At 67.2% G+C, this 23,047-nt stretch carries 23 protein-coding genes; 15 read left to right on the plus strand and 8 right to left on the minus strand.

The genetic code is table 11. The annotated features are described in order from the left end of the window. The first annotated feature begins 372 nt into the window (after window positions 1–372). The 4 genes from AC1DS0_RS26120 to AC1DS0_RS26135 all read left to right on the plus strand — a co-directional run bounded on the left by AC1DS0_RS26120 (window position 373) and on the right by AC1DS0_RS26135 (window position 4,704). Window positions 373–2,004 carry a B12-binding domain-containing radical SAM protein gene (locus AC1DS0_RS26120; RefSeq protein WP_476817232.1) on the plus strand — a complete coding sequence of 544 codons (1,632 nt, stop codon included), beginning with the start codon at window positions 373–375 and terminating at the stop codon, window positions 2,002–2,004. Between the two features lie 167 nt (window positions 2,005–2,171). After that, on the plus strand, window positions 2,172–3,182 hold the full coding sequence (locus tag AC1DS0_RS26125) for a WD40 repeat domain-containing protein (RefSeq protein WP_476817140.1): 1,011 nt from the start codon (window positions 2,172–2,174) through the stop codon (window positions 3,180–3,182). A gap of 6 nt (window positions 3,183–3,188) precedes the next feature. After that, a complete protein-coding gene (locus AC1DS0_RS26130; protein WP_476817141.1) occupies window positions 3,189–3,464 on the plus strand; it encodes a hypothetical protein in 276 nt (91 codons plus the stop codon). Between the two features lie 85 nt (window positions 3,465–3,549). Further along, window positions 3,550–4,704 (plus strand): winged helix-turn-helix domain-containing protein, encoded by a 1,155-nt coding sequence (locus AC1DS0_RS26135; RefSeq protein WP_476817142.1) that lies wholly within the window; start codon window positions 3,550–3,552, stop codon window positions 4,702–4,704. A 7-nt stretch (window positions 4,705–4,711) separates the two neighbouring features. On the opposite strand, the gene AC1DS0_RS26140 is transcribed toward AC1DS0_RS26135, so the two are convergent. The 3 genes from AC1DS0_RS26140 to galE all read right to left on the minus strand — a co-directional run bounded on the left by AC1DS0_RS26140 (window position 4,712) and on the right by galE (window position 8,345). Further along, window positions 4,712–5,962: an SGNH/GDSL hydrolase family protein gene (locus tag AC1DS0_RS26140; protein WP_476817143.1), complete on the minus strand. Its 1,251-nt coding sequence runs from the start codon at window positions 5,960–5,962 to the stop codon at window positions 4,712–4,714. A 67-nt stretch (window positions 5,963–6,029) separates the two neighbouring features. Continuing rightward, window positions 6,030–7,265 (minus strand): lytic murein transglycosylase, encoded by a 1,236-nt coding sequence (locus AC1DS0_RS26145; RefSeq protein WP_476817144.1) that lies wholly within the window; start codon window positions 7,263–7,265, stop codon window positions 6,030–6,032. 90 nt (window positions 7,266–7,355) lie between these two features. After that, window positions 7,356–8,345: a UDP-glucose 4-epimerase GalE gene (galE, locus tag AC1DS0_RS26150; RefSeq protein WP_476817145.1), complete on the minus strand. Its 990-nt coding sequence runs from the start codon at window positions 8,343–8,345 to the stop codon at window positions 7,356–7,358. Between the two features lie 322 nt (window positions 8,346–8,667). Between galE and galU the strand changes: the two genes are divergently transcribed. After that, window positions 8,668–9,546 (plus strand): UTP--glucose-1-phosphate uridylyltransferase GalU, encoded by an 879-nt coding sequence (gene galU, locus AC1DS0_RS26155; RefSeq protein WP_476817146.1) that lies wholly within the window; start codon window positions 8,668–8,670, stop codon window positions 9,544–9,546. Window positions 9,547–9,608: 62 nt separating this feature from the next. Here the strand turns inward: galU and ppa are convergent, their stop codons facing one another. Next, window positions 9,609–10,148 (minus strand): inorganic diphosphatase, encoded by a 540-nt coding sequence (gene ppa / locus AC1DS0_RS26160; RefSeq protein ID WP_476817147.1) that lies wholly within the window; start codon window positions 10,146–10,148, stop codon window positions 9,609–9,611. Between the two features lie 146 nt (window positions 10,149–10,294). On the opposite strand from ppa, the gene AC1DS0_RS26165 reads away from it, so the two are divergent. Beyond that, entirely contained in the window at window positions 10,295–11,017 is a 723-nt protein-coding gene (locus tag AC1DS0_RS26165) for a fused DSP-PTPase phosphatase/NAD kinase-like protein (protein ID WP_476817233.1), read from the plus strand. 120 nt (window positions 11,018–11,137) lie between these two features. Here the strand turns inward: AC1DS0_RS26165 and AC1DS0_RS26170 are convergent, their stop codons facing one another. The 3 genes from AC1DS0_RS26170 to hmuQ all read right to left on the minus strand — a co-directional run bounded on the left by AC1DS0_RS26170 (window position 11,138) and on the right by hmuQ (window position 13,715). Continuing rightward, window positions 11,138–12,583, minus strand: a complete 1,446-nt coding sequence (locus AC1DS0_RS26170; RefSeq protein ID WP_476817148.1) for a hypothetical protein — start codon at window positions 12,581–12,583, stop codon at window positions 11,138–11,140. 240 nt (window positions 12,584–12,823) lie between these two features. Beyond that, window positions 12,824–13,354, minus strand: a complete 531-nt coding sequence (gene hutX / locus AC1DS0_RS26175) for a heme utilization cystosolic carrier protein HutX (RefSeq protein WP_476817149.1) — start codon at window positions 13,352–13,354, stop codon at window positions 12,824–12,826. A 13-nt stretch (window positions 13,355–13,367) separates the two neighbouring features. Further along, a complete protein-coding gene (gene hmuQ, locus AC1DS0_RS26180) occupies window positions 13,368–13,715 on the minus strand; it encodes a heme-degrading protein HmuQ (RefSeq protein ID WP_152013468.1) in 348 nt (115 codons plus the stop codon). 213 nt (window positions 13,716–13,928) lie between these two features. On the opposite strand from hmuQ, the gene AC1DS0_RS26185 reads away from it, so the two are divergent. The 4 genes from AC1DS0_RS26185 (at window position 13,929) to serA (ending at window position 18,240) form a co-directional block, all read left to right on the plus strand. Further along, window positions 13,929–14,900, plus strand: coding sequence for a heme/hemin ABC transporter substrate-binding protein (locus AC1DS0_RS26185; RefSeq protein ID WP_476817150.1), 972 nt, complete (start codon window positions 13,929–13,931; stop codon window positions 14,898–14,900). After that, entirely contained in the window at window positions 14,897–16,012 is a 1,116-nt protein-coding gene (locus AC1DS0_RS26190) for a FecCD family ABC transporter permease (protein WP_476817151.1), read from the plus strand. Before AC1DS0_RS26185 ends, AC1DS0_RS26190 begins: the two co-directional genes overlap by 4 nt. A 3-nt stretch (window positions 16,013–16,015) precedes the next feature. Further along, window positions 16,016–16,864, plus strand: coding sequence for a heme ABC transporter ATP-binding protein (locus tag AC1DS0_RS26195; protein ID WP_476817152.1), 849 nt, complete (start codon window positions 16,016–16,018; stop codon window positions 16,862–16,864). A 119-nt stretch (window positions 16,865–16,983) separates the two neighbouring features. Beyond that, window positions 16,984–18,240, plus strand: a complete 1,257-nt coding sequence (gene serA / locus AC1DS0_RS26200; protein ID WP_476817153.1) for a phosphoglycerate dehydrogenase — start codon at window positions 16,984–16,986, stop codon at window positions 18,238–18,240. Window positions 18,241–18,261: 21 nt separating this feature from the next. Here the strand turns inward: serA and phnF are convergent, their stop codons facing one another. After that, on the minus strand, window positions 18,262–19,011 hold the full coding sequence (gene phnF / locus AC1DS0_RS26205) for a phosphonate metabolism transcriptional regulator PhnF (protein WP_476817154.1): 750 nt from the start codon (window positions 19,009–19,011) through the stop codon (window positions 18,262–18,264). 88 nt (window positions 19,012–19,099) lie between these two features. Between phnF and phnG the strand changes: the two genes are divergently transcribed. From phnG to phnK, 5 genes are read left to right on the plus strand one after another with little or no spacing between them, the layout of a single operon-like run. Then, window positions 19,100–19,540, plus strand: a complete 441-nt coding sequence (gene phnG, locus AC1DS0_RS26210) for a phosphonate C-P lyase system protein PhnG (RefSeq protein WP_476817155.1) — start codon at window positions 19,100–19,102, stop codon at window positions 19,538–19,540. Window positions 19,541–19,542: 2 nt separating this feature from the next. Beyond that, complete coding sequence (gene phnH, locus AC1DS0_RS26215; RefSeq protein WP_476817156.1) at window positions 19,543–20,145, plus strand: phosphonate C-P lyase system protein PhnH; 603 nt, start codon at window positions 19,543–19,545, stop codon at window positions 20,143–20,145. Next, complete coding sequence (locus tag AC1DS0_RS26220) at window positions 20,146–21,267, plus strand: carbon-phosphorus lyase complex subunit (RefSeq protein ID WP_476817157.1); 1,122 nt, start codon at window positions 20,146–20,148, stop codon at window positions 21,265–21,267. It begins immediately after the preceding gene. Beyond that, window positions 21,264–22,184, plus strand: coding sequence for an alpha-D-ribose 1-methylphosphonate 5-phosphate C-P-lyase PhnJ (locus AC1DS0_RS26225; RefSeq protein WP_476817158.1), 921 nt, complete (start codon window positions 21,264–21,266; stop codon window positions 22,182–22,184). The genes AC1DS0_RS26220 and AC1DS0_RS26225 overlap by 4 nt, the downstream gene beginning before the upstream one ends. Continuing rightward, entirely contained in the window at window positions 22,181–22,987 is an 807-nt protein-coding gene (gene phnK, locus AC1DS0_RS26230; protein ID WP_476817159.1) for a phosphonate C-P lyase system protein PhnK, read from the plus strand. The genes AC1DS0_RS26225 and phnK overlap by 4 nt, the downstream gene beginning before the upstream one ends. Window positions 22,988–23,047 lie beyond the last annotated feature (60 nt).

The raw sequence follows: 23,047 nt of genomic DNA on the forward strand, positions 1-23,047 counted from the left end.
AGCGGTTGCTTCCAGCATGCGACACCGGACCCGACATCGCAGTCTCGCGAACCGGCCTGGAGCCGCTGCGCCCCAGTGGGGGCAAACCTGCACGACAGGAATCGAGCACGGCTCCAGTTTCTGGAGGCCCCTCCGCATTTTCGTGCAATGTTCGCGTTGTATCTCGGCTGCGAAGCGGCGTCGAACCCGCCCAGCCCGCGCGCCGTGACGCCCTGCCGTTCTGGCATGGCCTTTGCCAAGCGTGTCGCTGGACGGTCCGAAGCGCCGCCTCATCGGCTTCCGCACTTCGAGGTCTTCGATGCGTTGGAGCACCCACGTTCCGGATGTCACCGGTCGCGCGCACCGTCTCGTGCCGCACAGATAGGAGCCGGCATGCAAATCGCCCGCAATCGGGTCTTGATGATCTACCCCGCCTTCAACGCCAACTCTTTCTGGAACTACAAGGCGACATGCGCACTCGCCGGAGCCCGCCATCCCGCCGCTCCGCTGGGATTGATCACGGTCGCCGCATTGCTGCCCACGACATGGGAGGTCCGCCTTGTCGACCTGAACACCGAGGAACTCGGCGCACAGGATCTCGACTGGGCCGACCTCGTCATGACCGGAGGCATGCTGCCGCAGCAGGATGGGGCGCTGGCGGTCATCGAGATGTGCCGATCGCGCGGCAAACCCGTCGTGGTCGGAGGTCCTGACGCGACCTCCACGCCGGATATCTATGCCGCCGCGGATTTTCAGGTGCTCGGGGAGGCAGAGGAGATCATGGCCGATTTCGTCGCTGCCTGGACGGGCGGCGCCAGAAGCGGTGTTTTCCGCGCCGAAATGGGCAAGACCGACGTTACCAGGAGCCCGACGCCGCGCTTCGATCTTCTGACCTTCAAGAACTATCTGCATGTCGGCGTGCAGTTCTCGCGCGGCTGCCCGTTCAATTGCGAGTTCTGCGACATCATCGAGCTTTACGGGCGTGTACCGCGCACCAAGACCAACGCGCAGGTCATGGCCGAGCTCGATACCCTGTACGCGCTCGGCTATCGCGGCCATGTCGATTTCGTCGACGACAACCTGATCGGCAACAAGAAGGCACTCAGGCAGTTTCTACCGGCTCTCACGGACTGGATGAGGGAGAAAAACTCCCCGTTCGAGTTCTCGACCGAGGCCTCGATCAATCTTGCCGACGATCCCGCCTTGATGGAGGCGATGAGCGAAGCCAATTTCTTCACGATTTTTGTCGGAATCGAGAGTCCGGACGCCGATACGCTGGTCTTGACGCAAAAGAAGCAGAACACCCGCCGCAGCCTGGAGGAGAGCGTTCACAAGATCTATCGGGCGGGGCTCTTCGTGAACGCTGGTTTCATCCTCGGCTTCGACAGCGAAAAAGGCAGCGTCGCACGCGGCATGATCGACTGCATCGAGGATACCGCGATCCCGGTCTGCATGGTCGGCCTGCTCTATGCTCTGCCGAATACGCAGCTGACGCGGCGCCTCGACCGCGAGGGCCGCCTCGTCCTTCCCGATGATGCCGATCGTACGCAAGGGCTTGGCGACCAATGCACCGCCGGTCTCAATTTCGTGACCAGCCGTCCGCGCCGCGCCATTCTGTCAGACTACAAGGCCGTCCTGGAGGCCGTGTATGCGCCCGGCGCTTTCTTCGGCCGCGTTCGACGGGTCGGGCGGATGCTCGACTGCACCCATCGCCGGCTGGAACTGCCCCGGTCGATGGAATGGCAGGAGCTGAAATCGTCCTGGCGCCTGTTCTGGCAGATGACGGTCGCGAAGGGGGGCGTTCGGCGCGAGTTCTGGAAGACGGTGCTCGACTGTCTCATCCATAATCGCCAGGCACTGCCCTATGCGCTCATGATGATGGCGCTCTATCTGCATCTGGGCCCGTTCTCCCGACATGTGATCGCCCAGTTGCAGCGGCAGATCGACAACCTGCCGGACACGCAACCCGCAGCCCTTCCCGCTCAGCTGGAACTGTCGAAGGCTGCTGTCGCCGTCCCGGCGTAGAAGCGACCCGGGGCTGACGACGTTGCGCCCGCCAGCATCGCTTGCGGGCGCGCGCTCCCTCCGCCTTGAACCAACCGGACGGAACGTAGGCAGAATCAGAAAGTCGAGCATGCCTCGATCGTAAAAGTGGGTCCCACTTTTGCCCAACATGCTCTAGACCGGCAGCCATGGATTCGATCGCCAAACCGGTCTCGCTGCGCGAGCATGTCGTTCCCGTCGAGGCCGGCGAGCATGTCGTCGGCGCTGTCTGGCTGAAGCAGACGCTGGCTCTCGCCCTCGCCGACGGGCGGGTGCTGCGCTGGCGCGACGGCGAGACCGAGAGCATCGAGGCGCATGGCGGCGGCCTGCTCTGCGTAGCCTCGGACGGCACGCGCCTGATCAGCGGCGGCGATGACGGCCGCGTCGTCGCGACTTCGGCCGATGGCGTGTCGGAAGAGCTGGCTCGCGATCAAAAGCGCCGCTGGATCGATGCCGTCACCGTGTCGCCCTCCGGCAGCATCGCCTGGAACAGCGGCCGCGATGTCCACGCCCGCGACGACAAAGGCAGGGTCAGGTCGATCGAGGTCGCCTCGACGCCACAGGGCCTTAGCCTGGCGCCGAAGGGCTATCGCCTCGCCATCGCCCAGATGAACGGCGTGCTGCTCTGGTATCCGAACACCGAGGCCAAGCCCGATTTCCTGGAATGGAAGGGCTCGCATCTCGATGTGACCTGGTCGCCCGACGGGCGCTTCGTGGTCACCTCCATGCAGGAGAACGCGCTGCATGGCTGGCGCCTCGGCGAGAAGCCGAGCCATATGCGCATGACCGGCTATCCGGCCAAGCCGCGCTCGCTGTCCTGGTCGCATGACGGGCTCTGGCTCGCTTCCAGCGGCGCGGACGCGGCCATCGTCTGGCCCTTCCAGGGCGAGGGGCCGACCGGCAAGGCGCCGCGCGAATGCGGCGCGCGCCACGCCAAGGTCACCCGCGTCGCTTTCCATCCCAAGGCGCTGGTGCTGGCGGTCGGCTACGACGATGGCTGCATTCTGATGATCCGCCTGACCGACGCCTCGGAGCTACTGGTACGGCCAGCGCAACGCGACAGCGGCATCACCGCCTTTGCCTGGGACAAGCTCGGCAAGCGCCTCGCCTTCGGCACCGAGGATGGTGCGGCCGGCGTGCTGACCCTGCCGGGCGGCTGAGCGGCGATGCGCTTCGGCCTGTTCGGCAAGGACAAGCGTGAGTCCGCCGGCGCGGATGCCGCGGCGCAGGTCAAGCGGCAGGTGCGCGAGCTGCTCGGCCTGCCTGAGAACACTGTGATCGCGGTCAACGAGATCCTCTGCGCCGATCCCGCCTGTCCCGGCACCGAGACGGTGATCCTGGTGATGAAGCCCGGCGAGAAGACCCGGGCGTTCAAGGTCCAGATGGGGCTGGCGGAGTTGACGCCGGAGGCGCTGGCGCAGGCGTTGTCTGCAACCGGCTGAACCGACGAAGACCACCGCCACAATATGTCAGCAGGTGGCGGCTGCGCGCCTTAACCTTTGGCGATACCATCGCTAGCTTGCTCTCATGGCGACGCGACCGCGAAAGATTCTGAAGCTCGACAAGGCGGAAGCGCGCCGGATCTGGCTCAAGGCCCAGAGGCTCGACACGCGAGGGCCCTTTGGCTTCGGCCCCGAGGCGACCGCCGCAGCGGTCGGCCATCTCGGTTATGTCCAGATCGACACGATCAACGTGGTCGAGCGCTGCCACCACCATATCCTCTACAGCCGGATCCCCGATTATCGCCGCGACGATCTCGCGCAGGCGCAGTCGCAGGACAAGGCGGTGTTCGAGTACTGGACGCATGCGCTGTCCTATGTGCCGACTGCCGATCTCCGCTATTTCCTGCCGGCGATGAAGGCGCACCGCGCCGAGCCCAAGCGCTGGGCCTCCGTCGGCAGCCGCGAGGAGACGCGCAAGCTGCTGCGCCGCATCCGCAAGGACGGCGCCCTCACCATCCGCGATATCGATACCGACGTGCTGGTCGAGAAGACGCATCTCTGGGCCAGCAAGAAACCGTCGAAAGGCCTGCTCGAGCGCGCCTTCTACGATGGCGAGCTCGCGATCTCCGCCCGCTCCGGCATGCTCAAGACCTATGAGCTGATCGACCGGCATTTCGGCTGGGAAAAGCAGCCGGCGCCGGCATCGGAACGCCAGATTGCGGCCTACAAGCTCGACCGCGCCCTGCGCGCTCAGGGCATCGTCAGCCTCGATTCGATTTGCCATCTCGACGCGCCCAGCAAGAAGGCGATCGCCGAGCTGATCGCGGGACGCGTGCGGCGCAAGGAGCTGGTGCCGGTCGCGATCGAAGGTGCCGAGAAGACGCCGCATTGGGCTGCGCCGAGTGTGCTGGAGCCGTCAGAGCCGGCGGACGGCAGCCTCGTCCACATCCTCTCGCCCTTCGATCCGCTGATCATCCAGCGCAAGCGGCTGAAGCTGTTCTTCGGCTATGACCACGTCTTCGAGGCTTATCTGCCGAAGGAGAAGCGCGTCTTCGGCTATTTCGGCCTGCCGGTGCTGGCGGGGGATCGCATCGTCGCTGTCGCCGACCTCAAGGCCGACCGGGCGGCGCGCAAGCTCTTGGTGCAGCAATGGACCTGGCTGGTCCCGGGGCCGTCGGCAGAACTGAAGCGGCAGGTCGACGAGGAGATGCAGCGCTTCGAGCGCTTTCAGCTGGGGTGAGAAAGCCTCAGTTCGGCCTCGGCCAGCGGAAGTCGTCGGCGCGGCCGGGGTGCGGTTCCGGCGCGATGCCCTGGCCGAAGACGCGGTCGAGCCCAGCTGCGACATCGCCGCGGCCGCGCGCTTCCTGGATCGAGGCGATCAGCGCCGCATCGCCACCTGGGGAGACCGCCCCGGTCAGGGGCAGGATAGGGCCTGCGAGGGGTCTGGGCGGGACCACCGGCACGAGAGGGAGATCGGTCGGCACGCCGCTGACCATGCGGTCGATCAGGCGCTCGACATCCATCGGCTGTGGCTGCGGCGGCGGTGCCGGCGTGCCCTCTGCCTCCGGAGGAACAGGCAGGGCGATGACGTTCTGCGTCGGCGTCTTCTCCAGGATACGGCGGATGACGACGTCGACGAAATGGGCAGCCTTGCGGGCGCCGGCCTTGGTGAAATGGACGCCGTCGCCGAGCCGAAGCCGGGCGACCTGGCCGTTCACATCCGGTCCCATGGCGGCATAACGATTTTCACTGTCGACATAGGCGCCCCAGAGGTCGACGAACTCCCCGCCGGCCGCCTCGGCGCCCTTGCGGAAGAGATCGTTCAGCGTGGTCAGGTCGGCCGAGAGGCGCGCGTTCTGCATCGCTGGCGCGCCGACCCAGATCAGCGGCACGCGCTTGGTGCTGAAGGACGCCGCGACGGCCTCGATCCGTGCCTTGTAGAGCTGGAGCCAGCGCTCGCTCAGCGGCTCATGGGTGATCTCGCCCTCGCGGATCACCTGGCGGTCGTTCGGCCCGAGCACGACGACGCCGACCATGACCTTGGCGTCGCCCGCCAGGAGTTCGCCGGCTGCCTTCGGCCAGTCGTAGAAATCGGTCCGGACCAGGCCGCTATCGGCCTTGGCCTTGCTCACCACGGCGACATCGGCACGGTCGCCGAGGCTGTCCTCGAGCCCTTCGGCGATCTGGCCCGCCAGCGTGTCGCCGATCACGAGGACATGGTGATTGACGTCGACCTTGGGGATCACGGGATCGTCGCGAACGACCACGCGTGTCGGTGCTCGGCGCTGGGCCGGCGCGACGCGTTCGCGTGGCTGCCGTTGCTGGACCGCCGGTCTCTCCGGAATCTGCCAGAACATGTTGAACAGGCTGCGACCCTGTGGCTGTGCCTGCGGTATCCGGCCCGGCGGGACCGGGTTCTGGGCAATCGAGGCCGGCCCGCCGGTGACGAGCACGAGCAGGGCCGCAGCCAGAACCATGAAGAGCGAACGCGGGCGCATCGTGCTCTCGATCGGCGCCGGTCGGACGTTGGCGCCGAGGGCAATATAGTCGCGATTGCCCGCTTCGTCAGCGGGGCGCCTTCATCCGCGTCAGCAGCGCCGGGGTCGGGTAGCCGTCGGCGAGGAGGCCGACGCGCAGCTGGTACTGCCTGACCGCCTCGCGCGTGCCGGTGCCGATGCGTCCGTCGGCGTCGTGATTGTAGAGGCCCAAGCCCTTCAGCCGACGCTGGACATCGGTGATCCCCACTTTGTCGAGGCGCGGCGCCTTCACCGGCCAGTCGCCCTGCAAGGCAGGCCGACCGACGATCCGGTCGCCGAGATGACCGACGGCGAGGGCATAGGCGTCGGAGGAATTGTACTTCTTGATGACGTCGAAATTCGCGGTCAGCAGCAAGGCCGGGCCGGTATGCCCGGCCGGGTAGAACAGCCTGGCCTCGCCCGAAGACGGGAGCGAACCGCCATCGGCGCGGCGCACGCCGGCCGAGCGGAAGGCAGAGAAGCTGGCGCGGTAGAGATTGTGGTCGAAGCCCTCTGGCACCACGACCTCGATGCCCCAGGGCAGGCCGGGGGTCCAGCCATAGCCCTTGAGATAATTGGCGGTCGAGGCGATGGCGTCGCTGGTCGAGGTCCAGATGTCGGCATGGCCGTCGCCGGTCTGGTCGACCGCGTATTTCATGTAGCTCGACGGCATGAACTGGGTGTGGCCCATCGCGCCCGCCCAGGAGCCGCGCAGTTCGCTGCGCTCGACATAACCCTTCTCGATCAGCTCCAGCGCGGTCAGGAGCTCGTCGCGGAAGAAGTCGCCGCGATAGCGGATGTTCGCCAGCGTCGCGAGCGAGCGGATCACGTCCTTGTCGCCCTTGAACGAGCCGTAATTGGTTTCCATCCCCCAGATGCCGAGGATGATCTCCTTGGGCACGCCATAGCGGGATTCGGCCTGGGCCAGCACGCTGGCATGGGCCTCCAGCATCTCGCGGCCGCGCGAGATGCGGCCGCCGCCGACCGCGCTGTTGAGATAGCTCCAGATCGGCGCGACGAATTCCGACTGCTTGCGGGTCAGCGTCACGATCGAGGGGTCGGGCGTCACGCCCTGGAAGGCGAGGTCGAAGGTCTTGCGCGAGATGCCGCGCGCCTGCGCCATCGGCCAGAGCGTCTTCAGGAAACCGTCCAAGCCCGGCGCGGCCGGCCGCGTCTCGGGCTTGGGGGTCTGTGCCCGCGCCGGATTGATCGAACCCGTCGTCTGCGCAAGCGCCGGCCCGAGGCCGAGCGCCACGGCGAAGGCGAGAACGGTGACGGGGCGCATGGTGGCTCCTCTGGCTCGGTCGCGGGCTGTTTCCACCACAGCGCCCGAACGAAGTTAACCATGGGTTAACGCCGCGCCAAATCTTGGCTGTCAGCTCGCATTGCGCTTGCGCAGGCTGTCCTCCCAGGCCAGCGCCTGGGTGACGATCTCGGTGAGGTCGTCATGCTCCGGCCGCCAGCCGAGCTCGGCGCGGATGCGGTCGGCTTTTGCGACGAGCGCGGCCGGATCGCCTGGGCGGCGCGGCGAGAGCCGAACGGGGAAATCGACGCCGGAGACCTGCTTCACCACCTCGGTCACCTCCTTGACCGAGTAGCCGCGGCCATAGCCGCAGTTCAGCGTCAGGTTCTCGCCGCCGGCGCGCAAATGGTCGAGCGCGGCGAGATGGGCGCGGGCGAGGTCGGTGACGTGGATGTAGTCGCGGATGCAGGTGCCGTCGGGTGTCGCGTAGTCGGTGCCGAAGATATCGAGCCCGGCGCGCTGACCCAGCGCCGCTTGGCTCGCGACCTTGATCAGATGGGTGGCGGTGGCGCTGGACTGGCCGGAGCGGCCCCTAGGATCGGCACCGGCGACGTTGAAATAGCGCAGCGCGACGTAAGTGAGGCCATGGGCGCGGGCGACATCGCCGAGCATCCATTCGCTCATCAGCTTGGAGCGGCCATAGGGGTTGATCGGATTGAGGGCGATTTCCTCCGGCACCGGCGAGACCGGCGGCTCGCCATAGACGGCAGCGGTCGAGGAGAAGATCACATGCTTGACGCTGCCGCGCACGGCGCTCTCCAGCAAAGCGCGCGTCTTGACGGTGTTGTTGTGATAATAGCCGAGCGGATCCGACACGGAATCCGGCACGACGATCTTCGCGGCGAAATGCGCGATCTCGCTGATGCCATGCTCGGCGATGGTGCGCTCGACCAGGGCCTGGTCGCCCATGTCGCCGCGCACGAGGATCGCCTCCTGCGGCACCGCCCACCAGAAGCCGGTCGAGAGATCGTCGAGCACGACGACCTTTTCGCCGCGGTCCAGCAGCTCAAGGACCATGTGGCTGCCGATATAGCCCGCGCCGCCTGAAACCAGAATCGCCATCTTCGTCTCCTCGTCACGTGACCGGCATAATCCGGAATCACGACAGTTCGATCCAGCCTGTCCGGCGCACATGGCTAATCTCGGGCGCCGCTCGGGTGAACCCATGCAAGAATGATGGCCAGGGCGGCAGAACTGCCAGAATGACGGAAAAGCATTGACGTGTCGGCAAGGCCCGACTGGTATTCGAGAACTGGGCCGGCCCGGCTTTCGCCAGAATCGCGGGCCAGCCTTTAGCAGCCGGCATGAATCGGGCGAAGCCGGCTCTCCCGCAGCCCTCCGACCTCAGCAGGCGCGCGCCGCAGGGCGCGCGAGATGGACGCGCATGATCAAGAAAATCCGCAAGGCGGTCTTCCCCGTCGCTGGTCTCGGCACCCGCTTCCTGCCTGCCACCAAGGCGATCCCGAAGGAGATGCTGACCATCGTCGACCGGCCGGTGGTCCAGCATGTGGTCGACGAGGCGCGTGCAGCCGGGATCGAGCATTTCGTCTTCGTCACGGGCCGCAACAAGGCCGTGATCGAGGACCATTTCGACATGGCCTATGAGCTCGACGACACGCTGGCCAAGCGCGGCAAGGTGAAGGAGCTCGATGCGCTCAAGCACGATCTGCCGGCAGCCGGCACGGCGAGCTTCACCCGCCAGCAGGCGCCGCTCGGCCTCGGTCACGCCGTCTGGTGCGCGCGCGACATCGTCGGCGACGAGCCGTTCGCGCTGCTGCTGCCGGACATGCTGCATCATACCAGCGGCAAGGGCTGCCTCGCCGAGATGATCGCGGCCTATGAGGAGCATGGCGGCAACCACATCGCGGTGGCGCCGGTGCCGGAAGACCAGACCCATCAATACGGCATCGTCGGCGTCGCCGATGCCAAGGCCAAGGTCTCGCAGATCAGCAAGATGGTGGAGAAGCCGCCGAAGGGCACGGCGCCGTCGAACCTGCACATCACCGGCCGCTACATCCTGCAGCCGACGATCTTCGATCTGCTCGCCAAGCAGGAGAAGGGGGCCGGCAATGAGATCCAGCTCACGGATTCAATGATCGCGCTGGCGCAGCAGGAAAAATTCTTCGCCGTGCGCTTCGACGGCGACATCTACGACACCGGCTCGAAGATCGGCTTCCTCAGCGCCAATGTCGCCTATGCGCTGGAGCGCGGCGACCTCGGCCCGCAATTGCGGGCTGAGATCGAGCGGCTGCTGAAGAAATAGAAAACGCCGAACGCCATGGTCGGAGCGAGCCCGGCCATGGCGAGTTTCTCAATGACAGGAGATCAGCCCGCCTTCGCCTTCTTGGCCCGCTCGATCGCCTCGACGATCAGCTGCTTGGCCTTGGCGGCGTCGCCCCAGCCGGTGAGCTTCACCCACTTGCCGGGTTCCAGGTCCTTGTAGTGCTCGAAGAAGTGCTGGATCTGATCGAGCGTGATCTGCGGCAGATCGGTGTAGTTCGTCACGTTCTCGTAGCGCTTGGTCAGCTTGGGGACCGGCACGGCGATGATCTTCTCGTCGCCGCCGCCCTCATCCTCCATCATCATCACGCCGATCGGGCGGACTGCGATGTAGGAGCCCGGCACCAGCGGGCGGGTATTGGCGACGAGCACGTCGCAAGGGTCGCCGTCTTCCGACAGCGTATGCGGGATGAAGCCGTAATTCCCGGGATAGCGCATCGGCGTATAGAGGAAGCGGTCGACGAAGAGCGTGCCGGCTTCCTTGTCCATCTCGTATTTGATCGGTTCGCCGCCGATCGCGACTTCGATGACGACGTTGACTTCGTCCGGGGGATTCTTGCCGATGGCGATGGCGTCGAGCCGCATGTACCTGACCTGTCGATGACAAAACTTCGGGCGCCTTATGCGCGTTCCAGCCGCAAAGGCCAAGCCCGGGCTTTAGTCGCAAGGGGTTACCGATTTGCGCAAGCTCGCCGCCGCTGCTATCGGGCCGGCATGACATGTGCGATCCCATGCTGAACCATTGGCGGCGGCCGGAAGACCGCTATGCGAGGCGCATGGCGCGCATCGCGCGCTGGGATCGTCCCTTGCGCGGCCGGCTCGATCGCGCGCGCGCCTGGGCCAACATGCTGCTGGCCGACCACGGCATCTTCCGGCTGGTCTATCTCAATGCGCACCGCATCACCCCGCAGCTCTGGCGCGCCGCCCAGCCGGCCCCGACCGACATCGCCTGGTTCGCCCGCCACGGCGTGAAGACGATCGTCAACCTGCGCGGCGGCCGCGAGCACGGCGCCTGGCCGCTGCAGAAGGAGGCCTGCGAGCGCCACGGCATCGCGTTGGTCGAATTCGTCCTGCGTTCGCGCGGCGCACCGGATCGCGACACCCTTCTTGCTGCCCCCGCCTTCTTCACGGGGTTGCAGACACCTGCCCTGGTCCACTGCAAATCGGGCGCCGACCGGGCCGGTTTCTTCGCTGCGCTCTATCTGCTGATCCACGAGAAGCGGCCTCTCGCGGAGGCGATGGCCGAGCTCTCGCTGCGCTACGGCCATTTCCGCTTCGCCAAGACCGGCATCCTCGATGCCTTCTTCGAGACCTATGCCCGCGAGGGCGCCAGCAAGGGCACGCCGTTCCTCGACTGGGTGGCGAAGGAGTACGATCCCGAACGGCTCGAGCGCGAGTTCAAGCCGGGCTTCTTCTCCTCGCTGCTCGCCGACCGGCTGATCCGCCGGGAATAGCCGACGCTAGATCACGATGATTTTAGATCGAATTGATCCAAAATCATAAAATGTGATCGATTCTAAGAGTTTAGAGCAGGATTCCTGCAAAAACCGGTTCCCACTTTTTCGCATCCTGCTCTAGCCTGCGCTCGCCACCCGCTGGTCGCCGATCGCGGTCCATGTCAGGCGCAAGTGCAGCAGCAGGCGCCCCAGCGAGATCAATCCGATCACCGCGAGCAGGGCCGGCGACAGGCTGCCGAACCCCCAGATCACGATCGCCGCGGCGGCCAGCGCCACCGCGTTAGCCGTCATCTGGCTATGCGGGCGCGATGAGAAGGCGCCCATTTCCTGCAAGGGGCCGGCCAGGGCGCCGCAGCCATAGAACAGTGCCATGATCGCCATCACCTCGCCGATGCCGTCCCATTTGGTGCCGCTCAGGAGCAATTCGTCGGTGCTGACGACGACGAAGGCGATCGCGGTGAAGAGCGTCGCCACGATGGCCACCATCCCCAGGGTGAGCAGGCGGGCTCGCTTCTGCCGATCGTGGCCGCGATGCCTGCGCAGATCGCTCATCACCAGCGGCGTCGTCACGGCGCCGAACATCTGCGCCGGCATGTCGAGCAGGCGCGTCGCCAGGGCCACATGGGCGGCCAGCACCGGGTTGCTCGACATCGGCAGCGCCAGCAGCGGCGCCGCCGAGAAGCCGAAGGAGAGCAATGCCGAGGGCAGGAGGAAGGTCGGCGAGCTGCGCCATTGCCAGCCTGCCATGATCAGTTCGGTCAGCGACCAGCGCGACGGATGCATCAGGCGCAGCAGCGAGCTGCGCCGGCGCCAGGCGAGGTAGCAGGCCGCGACGGCATGGCCGAACGCATCGGCGGCGAACAGGGCCAGTGCTATCGGCCCGAGCGGCCAGATCAGCAGGATCATCATCCCGGGCTGGAGCAGCGCCTGGGCGATGTTGCTGTTGCCGATCGTGGCGAAGTCGCCTTCCGCCGTGGCCTCGGCCAGCAGCAGCCGGATCGCCGCCCGGCTCGCCAGCGAGATCAGGAACAGCGCGCCGAAGCCGCGCAGGATCCAGCCCTGCGATGCCGCGAACAGGACCGCGATCACGGCCAGGGCGAGAAAGATGGTGCCGGTGGCGACCGCCAGGCGGAAGGCCCTGCCGAGCCGCAGCCGGTCGTTGTTCTGGAAGAACACCGCTTCGAACCGCAGCAGGACGGCGATCGCAGCCAGGTTGGCCAGGGCCGCGAAGATCGCGAAGTCGGCGAAGACCTTGGGCGGGCACAGCGCGGCGGCCAGCAGCAGCCCCCACACCGACAACAGGCGCGCCTGCACGAAACGCAGCGCCAGCATGGCCCCGTTGCGGAAGCCGGCGCGCTTGGCGAGCGATGACAGTGCTGCCTTGGGATTGGCTGCAGTCGACGCAGGGCCGATGAGATCCCTGGCGAGGCTGACCCGTGTCAGGGCGAGCTGTGCTGCCATCGCAGCGTCCTCAGCCGGAGTCTCGGGCAGGCCGTCTGCGCCGGCCGGCCGGCCGTGGCGCTCACCTGTCGGAGGCCGTGCGCGATCAACGGTGTCGATCACGTCACTTTTCTCCGCAGGCAGAAAGCTGCGCTTCTATGGTTAACGCTTGGTAAATTCTCGATCTTTCGCGATATCTCAGGCCCCGCCCACCCGATATGGTGGTGCTTGTGGCGGAAGCGTGGCGATTGACGTCATTTATCAGTTATGCGCCTGCGGCCATGCGTCCGGGGCCTGACAAGAAAGCCTCCGCCGGAGGGCGGAGGCTCTGATGGCTTGGTCGGCCGTCGAAGTCGGTCGATCTCAGGCGAAATCGCGCTTCAGCGCCTCGAAGCGTACGACCTGGTCGGGCAGAAGCTCGCGCGCCGCATCGCGGCGGACGAAGACCTTGAACATCGCCTCGCCGGCGCCGTTGAAGAATTGCACCGAGCAGGAGCGGCGGCCGTGGAACAGCCGGTCGACCAGGTAGATCGCCTGGCAGTTGCCGGCCTTGATATGGCCCCCGATCGGGCTGTCACCATGGATATTGTAGTAGCCATGGCCGAAGGAGCCGACCGGCAGCGAGCCCTCGCATTCGAGCACGATGTCGGGCGTGTGCACGATGAAGAGCACCGTGCCCCAGCTCGACAGCTCCTGCCAGAGCGCCTCGAAGCGCTCCGCCGCAATGAAGCGGCGCTGCTCTTCCGGCGTCGCCTCGAGCACGGCCAGCGTCGAGACGCCGTGCTCGCGCGCGACCGCCTCGATCACCCCGTCAGGCTTGGCGGCGAGCGCTGCCCGGACCTTCTCCATGGCTTCGGCTGGAGCGGCCGGGGGCAATGTCTCAGCGAGCGACATCGTGATCAGCCTCTCACTCGGCCGCCTGGCGCGGCAGATGCGGGTTGTGCTCGGTCAGGATCGTCTCGAAGCCCTCGAATTCGGGGTGGCCGAGATAGAGCGGCGTCGGCCGCGGCTGGCCGGCATTGCGGTGCGACTCGCGGAACTGGTCCGACTTGGTCCAAGTGGTGAAATCGTCCTTCGAGGCCCAGGTGGTGTGCGAGGAGTAGAGGGTATGGTCCTCCTTCTCCGGGCCCTTGAGCAGATGGAAGGCGATGAAGCCCTGCATCTCGTCGAGGCGGGTCTTGCGCGAGGACCAGACCGTCTCGAAGGCCTCCTCCTCCCCCTTGACGACCTTGAAGCGGTTCATGGCGATGAACATCGGGAAATCCTCGGCGGTTTAGAAAAAGGTGATGGTCCGGCAGCTTGCGCCGCTCTTGACCCTCCTTAGTAAAGCTGCATATCACCGTCAATAACGGCTCGAATAATCGTTGTTTTGAACGATTATAAAAGAGCCATTACTTTGTAATGACTTCAGTGTAGATGGGCGTCCTAGCCGCTTCTGCTACGCGTCGTCGCACGCATGAGATCGATCATGGGCACGCTGCAAGCGCCTTCATCCGCTCCGCTCGCGGGCTTCAGGGCCAAGCGCCTCGGCCGGGAGATCGCGGCGGCTGCCGTCGTGTCCCTGCTGGCGCTGGGCGGCCTCTCCGGGTCGCTGGAGCCGCTGGCCGTCGTCGCCCCCGCCCGGGCGCAGACCGCCGAGCGCATCGTCGCGGCGGGCGGCGTCGTCACCGAGGTGCTCTACGCGCTCGGCCAGCAGGACAAGATCGTCGGCGTCGACACCACCAGCCAGTGGCCGCCGGAAGCGCTGAAGGACAAGAAGAGCGTCGGCTATGTCCGGGCGCTCTCGGCCGAGGGCGTGCTGTCGCTGAAGCCCTCGCAGGTCATCGCGGTGGAAGGAGCCGGCCCGCCCGACGCGCTGGCTCTGCTCAAGGAATCCGGCACGCCGATCACCATGATCCCGGAGGCATTGTCGCCGGAAGCGGTGGTCGGCAAGATCGCCGCGATCGGCAAGGCCGCTGGCGTCGCCGAGCCGGCGCAGCAGCTCGCCACGAGCGTCAAGACCCGCTTCGCCGAGCTCGACAAGCTGCGCGCCGGCCTGCCGAAGCAGAAGCGCGTCCTGTTCGTGCTCTCGCTGCAGAACGGGCGCACCATTGTCGGCGGCCGGGCCACGACCGCCGACGCGATCATCGCGCTCGCCGGCGGCGTCAACGCCGCCAGCGCGGTTGAAGGCTTCAAGCCGATGACCGACGAGGCGATCATCACCGCCGCGCCCGACGTCGTGCTGATGATGCGCTTCAGCAGCGCCCACAATGCGACGCCCGACGAGCTCTTTGCCATGCCGGCCTTCTCGCAGACCCCGGCGGCCAAGCAGAAATCGCTGATCCGGATGGACGGGCTCTATCTGCTCGGCTTCGGCCCGCGCACCCCGAACGCGGCGCGCGACCTGATGGCCGAGCTCTATCCCGAGGCCAAGATCGCCCAGCTCTCCGCCGCCAAATGACCCTCGCCGTGAAGCAGACCCCGAATGCGAGTGCTGCCGCGCTGGCGGTGCTCACCGCCGGCCATCGCCGCAAGGGCGTCGTCGCCGTCGCGGTGCTGGTCGGCCTCTGCCTGCTGCTGATGCTGCTCTCGCTCGGGGCAGGGGCCTTTTCGATCGCGCCCGGGCGCGTCGCCGACATCCTGCTGGCGAAGCTCGGTCTCGGCCCCGCCGATCTGCTCGACAGCCGCGAGGCGCTGGTCGTGCTCAATATCCGCATGCCGCGCCTCCTGCTCGGTGCGCTGGTCGGAGCGGCGCTCGCCATTTCCGGCGCGCTGATGCAGGGGCTGTTCCGCAATCCGCTCGCCGATCCCGGCCTGGTCGGCGTCTCCGCCGGCGCCGGCCTCGCCGCAGCCGCGACGATCGTGCTCGGCGACCGCTTCTTCCTCTCCGCCTTCGCAATGAAGCTGCCCTTCGCGTTGCTGCCTTTCGGCGCTTTCTTCGGAGGCCTCGTCTCGACGCTGGCGCTCTATCTGATCGCGACGCGCCAGGGCCGCACCTCGGTCGCGACCATGCTGCTCGCCGGCGTCGCCCTCGGCGCGCTGGCGGGCTCGCTCACCGGCCTGCTCGCCTTCATCTCCGACGACCGGCAATTGCGCGACCTGACCTTCTGGTCGCTCGGCAGCCTCGGTGGCGCGAGCTGGACCAAGCTCTCGGCGGTGGCCCCGATCGTGCTGCCGCTGCTGGTCGCCGTGCCCCTGCTGGCGCGCGGGCTCAATGCGCTGATGCTGGGCGAGGCCGAGGCCTACCATCTCGGCATCCCCGTCCAGCGCATCAAGGCGCTGTCGATCCTGCTGGTCGCGCTCGCGGTTGGTGCCAGCGTCGCCGCGGCCGGCGTGATCGGCTTCGTCGGCATCGTCGTGCCGCACCTGATCCGGCTCTCGATCGGGCCCGACCACCGCCTGCTGCTGCCGCTTTCGGCGATCGGCGGCGCGGCGCTGCTGGTCGGCGCCGACATCATCGCCCGGCTCGTCGTCGTGCCGGCCGAACTGCCGATCGGCATCGTCACCGCCTTCATCGGCGCGCCCTTCTTCCTCTGGCTGCTGCTGCGCCGCGGCCGGATCGCGGAGCTCTGAGGAATGGCTGCGCTCCTCGACGCGACTGATCTGTCTTTCTCGGTGCGCGGCAGCACGCTGGTGCGCGGCGCCTCGCTGGCGCTTGAGGAAGGTGCCACCACGATCGTGGTCGGCCCGAACGGCGCCGGCAAGTCGACCCTGCTCAAGCTGCTGACCGGTGAACTCGCCCCCTCGCAAGGCGCGGTCCGCATGGACGGCGCGGCTCTGCCGCAGATTCCGGCCTGGGAGCTCGCCTGCCGCCGCGCCGTGATGGTGCAGAACCAGCGCCTCGCCTTCCCGTTCAGCGTCTACGAGGTCGCGCGCCTCGGCCTGGAAGGTGTCGGCCGGGCGCAGCCCCGGGCTCGCAAGGGTGAGATCATCGCCCAGGCGCTGGAGACCGCCGGCGTCGTCGGCCTCGCCGGGCGCCAGTACCAGACCCTCTCGGGCGGCGAGCAGCAGCGCGTCCAATTCGCCAGGGCGCTCTGCCAGCTCGAGGCCGGCCGCAGCGTCGCGCCGCGCCAGATCCTGTTCCTCGACGAGCCGATCGCCAGCCTCGACCTCTGCCACCAGCTCTCCTTGCTCGACGCCGCCCGCACCATCGCGGCTGAAGGTGCGGCCGTTCTGGTCGTGCTGCATGATCTCAACCTCGCCGTGACCTATGCCGACCGGCTGGTGGTGATGCATGAGGGCACGATCGTCGCGCAGGGCGAGCCGGCGACGATCCTCGACGACAATCTGCTGCGCGGCGTCTTCCGCGTCTCGCTTTCCTTCAGTCGCCTGCCGCCGGCCGGACAGCCCTTCCTCTTGCCGCAGCAGCACCTGACGCCGGTCCCGCCGGGCGGTGTCGTGCCGCTGCGGGCGGCGAGCGCCTAACGCGAACCCGGCGCGACAACTTTGCGGTTGTGCGCTGCGACAACAGGTCTATAGCGGGCGCTCCGGCGCCTTCCGCCCGACCAGGCGAGCGGGCGCATCGCTGGACCGTCGAGCGCGCCATGAACCTCCCCACCGACCGGCTTTCCTTCCCGAAGGACCGCCTCCGCGTCCTCCTGCTCGAGGGGATCAACGATTCCGCCGTCGCCGCTTTGCAGCAGGCCGGCTACACCAACCTCACCCGCCTGCCGAAGGCGCTCGATGAGGCCCAGCTGATCGAAGCCATCGAGAAGACGCATATCCTGGGCATCCGCTCGCGCACCCAGCTGACCGAGCCGGTCTTCGCCGCCGCCAAGCGGCTCTTCGCCGTCGGCTGCTTCTCGGTCGGCACCAACCAGGTCGATCTCGACGCCGCCCGCCTGCGCGGCGTCCCGGTCTTCAACGCGCCTTTCTCCAACACCCGCAGCGTCGCCGAACTGACCATCGGCGAGATCGTCATGCTGCTGCGCCGGATTCCCGATCGCTCGCGCTCGGCGCATGAGGGCGGCTGGGACAAGTCGGCCAACGGCTCCTTCGAGGTCCGCGGCAAGGTGCTGGGCATCGTCGGCTACGGCAATATCGGCAGCCAGCTATCCAACATCGCCGAGGCGATGGGCATGCGCGTGATCTATTACGATCACACCGACCGCCTGCGCCACGGCAATACCGAGCCGGTCGAAAGCCTGAAGGCCCTGCTCGCCAATAGCGACGTGGTCTCGCTGCACGTGCCGGAAACGCCCGCCACGCACAACATGATCGGCAAGGCCGAGATCGCGGCGATGAAGCAGGGCGCCTATCTCATCAACAATTCGCGCGGCACGGTGGTCGATCTCGACGCGCTCGCGCAGGCGCTGCGCAGCGGCGCGCTCGCCGGCGCGGCGGTCGACGTCTTCCCGAAGGAGCCGGCCTCGAACAGCGAGCGCTTCGTCACCCCGCTGCAGGGCCTGTCCAACGTCATCCTGACCCCGCATGTCGGCGGCTCGACGGAAGAGGCGCAGGAGCGCATCGGCGCCGAGGTGGCGCGCAAGCTGGTCGACTATTCCGATGTCGGCTCGACCGTCGGCGCGGTCAATTTCCCGCAGGTGCAATTGCCGGCGCGCCCGACCGGCACCCGTTTCATCCAGGTCCAGCGCAATGCGCCGGGCATGCTGCGCCGCCTGAACGACGTCTTCGCCAGCCGCAACATCAACATCGCCGCCCAGAATTTCCAGACCGACGGCGAGATCGGCTATGTCGTGATGGAGGCCGATCCGGTCGGCGAGGTCGCGCGCGAGATCATCGAGGAGATCCGCGCTCTCGACGGCACGATCCGCGCCCGCCTGCTCTACGAGCGCGGCTGAGGCGGACGACTACGGCGATCGTCAATCCCCGAAGGGCTCGACCACCATCTCCATCCGCTCGCCGGCGAAGACGCTGTTGACGATGTGGATCGGCGTCAGGTCGGGCAGCGCGTCGACGGCCAGCGACACCATCACCGCCGCACCGGGCTCGATCCGCAGCAACGCCGCCTCGCGCTCCGTGGCGAGCCGCGCCGTCAACCGGGTCGAGCGGCGCACATAGTCCAGGATGCCATAGGCCTTGAACGCCGCCGTGATCGACGCCTCCGCATCGCGATAGACCTTGTCGAAGCCGGGGAAACGCGCGACGGCGAGCCAATGCGTCCCGGTTCCCATCGGCGTGCCGTCGGCGAGGCTGAGCCCTTCGGACCGCCATAGCGGCGTCCCGGGCTCAAGCGCCAGTGCCTCGCAAATCTCCGCGTCACCCGCCACCACCTCTGCCGAGAGCATGCGGCTGGAGCCGATCATGCCGATCCGCCCGAGATTGGCGCGCATGCTGACGCGCCGGCCGAGCGGATAGGGCACGCGCCGGGAGCTGACCTGCGTGCCGCGTCCCCGCGCGACCGTAACCAGCCCCTGTTCCGCCAGATGCCGAAAGGCCTGCCGTACCGTGTGCCGGTGCACACCGTATTGCTCGGCGAGCACGATCGCCGCCGGCAGCGTATCGCCGGGCTCGTATTCACCCTGCTCGATCGAGGCCGCCAGCGCATCGGCGATCCGCCGCCAGGCCGTGCCGCCATCACTGCCCTGATTGTCCGGCAAGCTCGGCGTCATCAAAGTTTCATCCAAAATGTATAGACCTTTTCCAGCGACAGGCTTATTATAGTCTAGACATTAGCGCTTGGCGAGAGGCCGACACGGCATGACGGACATCGCGACACGCCAGCATTGGATGGCAGTGCTGGCCCGTGCCACGCAAGGCGAGATCGACGCCTTGCTGCAGCAGGCGGGACCGCTGCCGACGCATGAATTGCTGAAGGCTCCGGAAACCGGCACCGTCATGGTCGAGGGCCGCGCCGGCGGCGCTGGCCGCCGCTTCAACCTCGGTGAGGCCACGGTGACGCGCTGCGTCGTCCGCCTCGAAAGCGGCGCCATGGGCTTCTCCTACGCACTCGGTCGCGATGGTCGCAAGGCGCGGCTCGCCGCTGTCACCGACGCGCTGCTCCAGGGTGAAATCGAGACCGGCCCGCTGCGGCGCGGCGTCTTTGCCCTGGCGCAGAAGCAGCAGGCTGCCCGCGAGCTCGCCTCGCGCAAGGCGGCGGCCACCAAGGTCGATTTCTTCACGCTGGTCAGGGGAGCGTGACGATGCAGGACGACAACCAGATCCATGCCGGCTTCTCCGACCCGGTTTTCCAATCGCAAAGCGCTTTCCGTGCCTTGTTGGCGGCCCTCTCGGAGCCGGGCCTCGCCTGCGACATCGGCGTTTCGGTCGAGGCGCCCGTTGGGCTCGAGCCAGCGACGGCGGTCGCGCTGCTGACGCTTGCCGATTACGAGACATCGATCTGGCTGCCGGCCGCCTTGCGCGACGGCCCGGCCGGTGCCTGGCTGCGCTTCCATTGCGGCGCCGCCCTCGTCGACGATCCCGCCCGCGCCGCCTTCGCCGTGATCGACGGTGCCGTGCCGGAGCCGAAGCTCGCCGCCTTCAATTCCGGCGACGATCAATTCCCGGATCGCTCAACCACTGTGCTGGTCCAGTGTGCCGGGCTCGAAGGTGGCGAGGTCGTTACGCTCGAAGGTCCCGGCATTGCCGGCCAGCGCACCATTGCTCCGAGCGGCCTGCGTCCGGACTTCTGGGCCGAGGTCGAAGGCAACGTCGCGCTCTACCCGCTCGGCATCGACCTGCTGCTGGTCCATGGCGCGCAGGTGCTCGGCTTGCCGCGCTCGACACAAATTGTGGAGGCCCGCTGAATGTATGTCGCGGTCAAGGGCGGCGAAGCCGCCATCCTCGCCGCCCATGATCTCATCGCCGAGGCAAGGCGCGGCGATGAGAGCGTGCCGGAACTCGCCGTCGCGCAGATCCGCGAGCAGATGGGCCTCGCCTGCGCTCGCGTCATGAACGAGGGCTCGCTTTACGATCCCGATCTCGCCGCGCTGGCGCTGAAACAGGCGCAGGGCGACGCGATCGAGGCCGCCTTCCTGATGCGCGCCTATCGCACCACCCTGCCGCGCTTCGGCTCATCCGAGCCGCTGGATACGGCGAAGATGGCGATCCGCCGCCGCGTCTCGGCGACCTACAAGGATCTACCTGGCGGCCAGGTGCTCGGCCCGACCTATGACTACACCCACCGGCTCTTCGATTTTGCCCTGATGGATCAGGCGGCTCCGGCGGAGAGCCCGGCCCGCCCCGCCGCACAGCCGCTCGACGCCTCCATGCCGCGGGTGCCCGACATTCTCGGCGCCGAGGGGCTGATGGAAGAGGAAGCGCCGCCGGAGGGCGATCCGCGCCCTTTCGATCTCACCCGCGAGCCCGTCACCTTCCCGGCCGAGCGCGATGTCCGCCTGCAGGCGATGGCGCGCGGCGACGAGGGCTTCATGCTCGGCCTCGGCTATTCGGTGCAGCGCGGCTTCGGCAACAGCCACCCGTTCGTCGGCGAGGTCCGGGTCGGCGAGGTCGCTGTCGAGTATGTGCCGGAAGAGCTCGGCTTTGCCGTCGATCTCGGCGACGTCACCCTGACCGAATGCCAGATGGTCAACCAGTTCGCCGGCTCAAAGGAAGTCCCGCCGCAGTTCACCCGCGGCTACGGGCTCTCCTTCGGCCATAGCGAGCGCAAGGCGATGTCGATGTCGCTGGTCGACCGGGCGCTGAAGGCGCGCGAATTCGGCGAGGCGGCGACCTATCCGGCCCAGCAGGACGAATTCGTCCTCTATCACTCCGACAATGTCGAGGCGGCCGGCTTCGTCGAGCATCTCAAGCTGCCGCACTATGTCGATTTTCAGGGCGAGCTCGAACTGATCCGCCGCATCCGCAAGGAGCGCGAGCTGCGCCTTGCCGAGCAACAGAACGAAGCCCTGCCGGAGGCCGCGGAATGACCGTGCACCAGAGCATCAGCGACGAGACCAGGCCAGCCTACAACTACGCCTATCTCGACGAGCAGACCAAGCGGATGATCCGCCGCGCTTTGCTCAAGGCGGTCGCGGTTCCCGGCTACCAGGTGCCGTTTGGCTCGCGCGAGATGCCGCTCGCCCGCGGCTGGGGTACCGGCGGCATCCAGGTCACCGCCGCGATCATCGGCCCGGACGATACGCTGAAGGTGATCGACCAGGGCGCCGACGACACCACCAACGCTGTCTCGATCCGCCGCTTCTTCGAGCGCACCGCCGATGCCCGCACGACCGAGGCGACCGATGAGGCGACGATCATCCAGACGCGCCACCGTATCCCCGAGGCGCCGCTGAAGGCCGGCCAGATCATGGTCTACCAGGTGCCGCAGCCAGAACCGCTCAGGAAGCTCGAGCCGCACGAGGCCGAGACGCGCAAGATGCACGCCTGGGCCGAATATGGGCTGATGCAGGTCAAGCTCTACGAGAACATCGCCCGCTTCGGCGAGGTGACGACGACCTATGACTACCCGGTCATGGTCAATGGCCGCTACGTGATGGCGCCCTCGCCAATCCCGAAATTCGACAATCCGAAGATGCAGATGTCGCCGGCCCTGCAGCTCTTCGGCGCCGGGCGCGAGAAGCGCATCTATGCGGTGCCGCCGCATACCAGCGTGCGCAGCCTGGATTTCGACGACCATCCCTTCCGCATCCAGAGCTGGGAGCAGCCCTGTGCGCTCTGCGGCGCCGCCGATTCCTATCTCGACGAGGTGGTGATCGACGACCAGGGCGGGCGCATGTTCGTCTGCTCCGACAGCCATCATTGCGAGACGCGGCGGGCCGACGGCCACCGCGGCGCCATGCTCGCCGACGCCTCGGCGCTGCATCTGGTCGAGGATAAGCCATGAACATGCAGGTCAATCCGCAGGAGCTCGGGCTCGATCCCGCCCCGCTGCTCTCGGTCGCCGGCGTCAGCCGCTTCTATGGCGAGCGCATCGGTTGCGCCGACGTCTCTTTCGACCTCTGGCCGGGCGAGGTTCTCGGCATCGTCGGCGAATCCGGCTCGGGCAAGTCGACCCTGCTGCGCTGCCTTGCCGGCATCGACAAACCCGACGAGGGTGAGGTGCTGTTCAGGGGCGGCACCGAGCCGCTCGACATCTATTCGGTCGCCGAGCAGGAACGGCGCCGGCTGATGCGCACGGCCTGGGGCATCGTCCACCAGAACCCGCGCGACGGCCTGCGCATGGACGTCTCGGCCGGCGGCAATGTCGGCGAGCGATTGATGGACAATGGCGCCCGCCATTACGGCAGGATCCGCGAGACTGCGCTCGATTGGCTCGCCCGCGTCGAGATCGCCGGCAACCGCATCGACGACCGGCCGCGTCAGTTCTCCGGCGGCATGCAGCAGCGCCTGCAGATCGCCCGCGTGCTGGTCTCCGAGCCGAAGCTCGTCTTCATGGACGAGCCGACCGGCGGCCTCGATGTCTCCGTGCAGGCCCGCCTGCTCGATCTCTTGCGCGTGCTGGTGCGCGATCTCGGCCTCGCCGCGATCATCGTCACCCACGATCTCGCCGTCGCCCGCCTGCTGACAGACCGCTTGATGGTGATGAAGGATGGCCGGGTCGTCGAACAGGGCCTGACCGACCAGGTCCTCGACGATCCCCAGCACGCCTACACGCAGCTGCTGACCTCCGCGGTGCTCACGGTATGAGCAAGCACGAGCACGTCATTCTCGGGCGGAGCACAGCGGAGACCCGAGAATCTCCGGCAA

The sequence above is a fragment of the Allobosea sp. P4_H5 genome (assembly GCF_056400825.1).

What these genes read in the sequence shown, in the direction of transcription:
- AC1DS0_RS26225 (WP_476817158.1), top strand. Translation starts at nt 21,264, where the DNA reads ATGACCGTGCACCAGAGCATCAGCGACGAGACCAGGCCAGCCTACAAC.
- AC1DS0_RS26120 (WP_476817232.1), top strand. Translation starts at nt 373, where the DNA reads ATGCAAATCGCCCGCAATCGGGTCTTGATGATCTACCCCGCCTTCAAC.
- AC1DS0_RS26125 (WP_476817140.1), top strand. Translation starts at nt 2,172, where the DNA reads ATGGATTCGATCGCCAAACCGGTCTCGCTGCGCGAGCATGTCGTTCCC.
- phnH (WP_476817156.1), top strand. Translation starts at nt 19,543, where the DNA reads ATGCAGGACGACAACCAGATCCATGCCGGCTTCTCCGACCCGGTTTTC.
- AC1DS0_RS26140 (WP_476817143.1), bottom strand. Translation starts at nt 5,962, where the DNA reads ATGCGCCCGCGTTCGCTCTTCATGGTTCTGGCTGCGGCCCTGCTCGTG.
- AC1DS0_RS26165 (WP_476817233.1), top strand. Translation starts at nt 10,295, where the DNA reads ATGCTGAACCATTGGCGGCGGCCGGAAGACCGCTATGCGAGGCGCATG.
- phnG (WP_476817155.1), top strand. Translation starts at nt 19,100, where the DNA reads ATGACGGACATCGCGACACGCCAGCATTGGATGGCAGTGCTGGCCCGT.
- AC1DS0_RS26145 (WP_476817144.1), bottom strand. Translation starts at nt 7,265, where the DNA reads ATGCGCCCCGTCACCGTTCTCGCCTTCGCCGTGGCGCTCGGCCTCGGG.
- AC1DS0_RS26135 (WP_476817142.1), top strand. Translation starts at nt 3,550, where the DNA reads ATGGCGACGCGACCGCGAAAGATTCTGAAGCTCGACAAGGCGGAAGCG.
- ppa (WP_476817147.1), bottom strand. Translation starts at nt 10,148, where the DNA reads ATGCGGCTCGACGCCATCGCCATCGGCAAGAATCCCCCGGACGAAGTC.
- phnF (WP_476817154.1), bottom strand. Translation starts at nt 19,011, where the DNA reads ATGACGCCGAGCTTGCCGGACAATCAGGGCAGTGATGGCGGCACGGCC.
- AC1DS0_RS26185 (WP_476817150.1), top strand. Translation starts at nt 13,929, where the DNA reads ATGGGCACGCTGCAAGCGCCTTCATCCGCTCCGCTCGCGGGCTTCAGG.
- AC1DS0_RS26220 (WP_476817157.1), top strand. Translation starts at nt 20,146, where the DNA reads ATGTATGTCGCGGTCAAGGGCGGCGAAGCCGCCATCCTCGCCGCCCAT.
- hmuQ (WP_152013468.1), bottom strand. Translation starts at nt 13,715, where the DNA reads ATGTTCATCGCCATGAACCGCTTCAAGGTCGTCAAGGGGGAGGAGGAG.
- galE (WP_476817145.1), bottom strand. Translation starts at nt 8,345, where the DNA reads ATGGCGATTCTGGTTTCAGGCGGCGCGGGCTATATCGGCAGCCACATG.
- AC1DS0_RS26190 (WP_476817151.1), top strand. Translation starts at nt 14,897, where the DNA reads ATGACCCTCGCCGTGAAGCAGACCCCGAATGCGAGTGCTGCCGCGCTG.
- AC1DS0_RS26195 (WP_476817152.1), top strand. Translation starts at nt 16,016, where the DNA reads ATGGCTGCGCTCCTCGACGCGACTGATCTGTCTTTCTCGGTGCGCGGC.
- hutX (WP_476817149.1), bottom strand. Translation starts at nt 13,354, where the DNA reads ATGTCGCTCGCTGAGACATTGCCCCCGGCCGCTCCAGCCGAAGCCATG.
- phnK (WP_476817159.1), top strand. Translation starts at nt 22,181, where the DNA reads ATGAACATGCAGGTCAATCCGCAGGAGCTCGGGCTCGATCCCGCCCCG.
- serA (WP_476817153.1), top strand. Translation starts at nt 16,984, where the DNA reads ATGAACCTCCCCACCGACCGGCTTTCCTTCCCGAAGGACCGCCTCCGC.
- AC1DS0_RS26130 (WP_476817141.1), top strand. Translation starts at nt 3,189, where the DNA reads ATGCGCTTCGGCCTGTTCGGCAAGGACAAGCGTGAGTCCGCCGGCGCG.
- galU (WP_476817146.1), top strand. Translation starts at nt 8,668, where the DNA reads ATGATCAAGAAAATCCGCAAGGCGGTCTTCCCCGTCGCTGGTCTCGGC.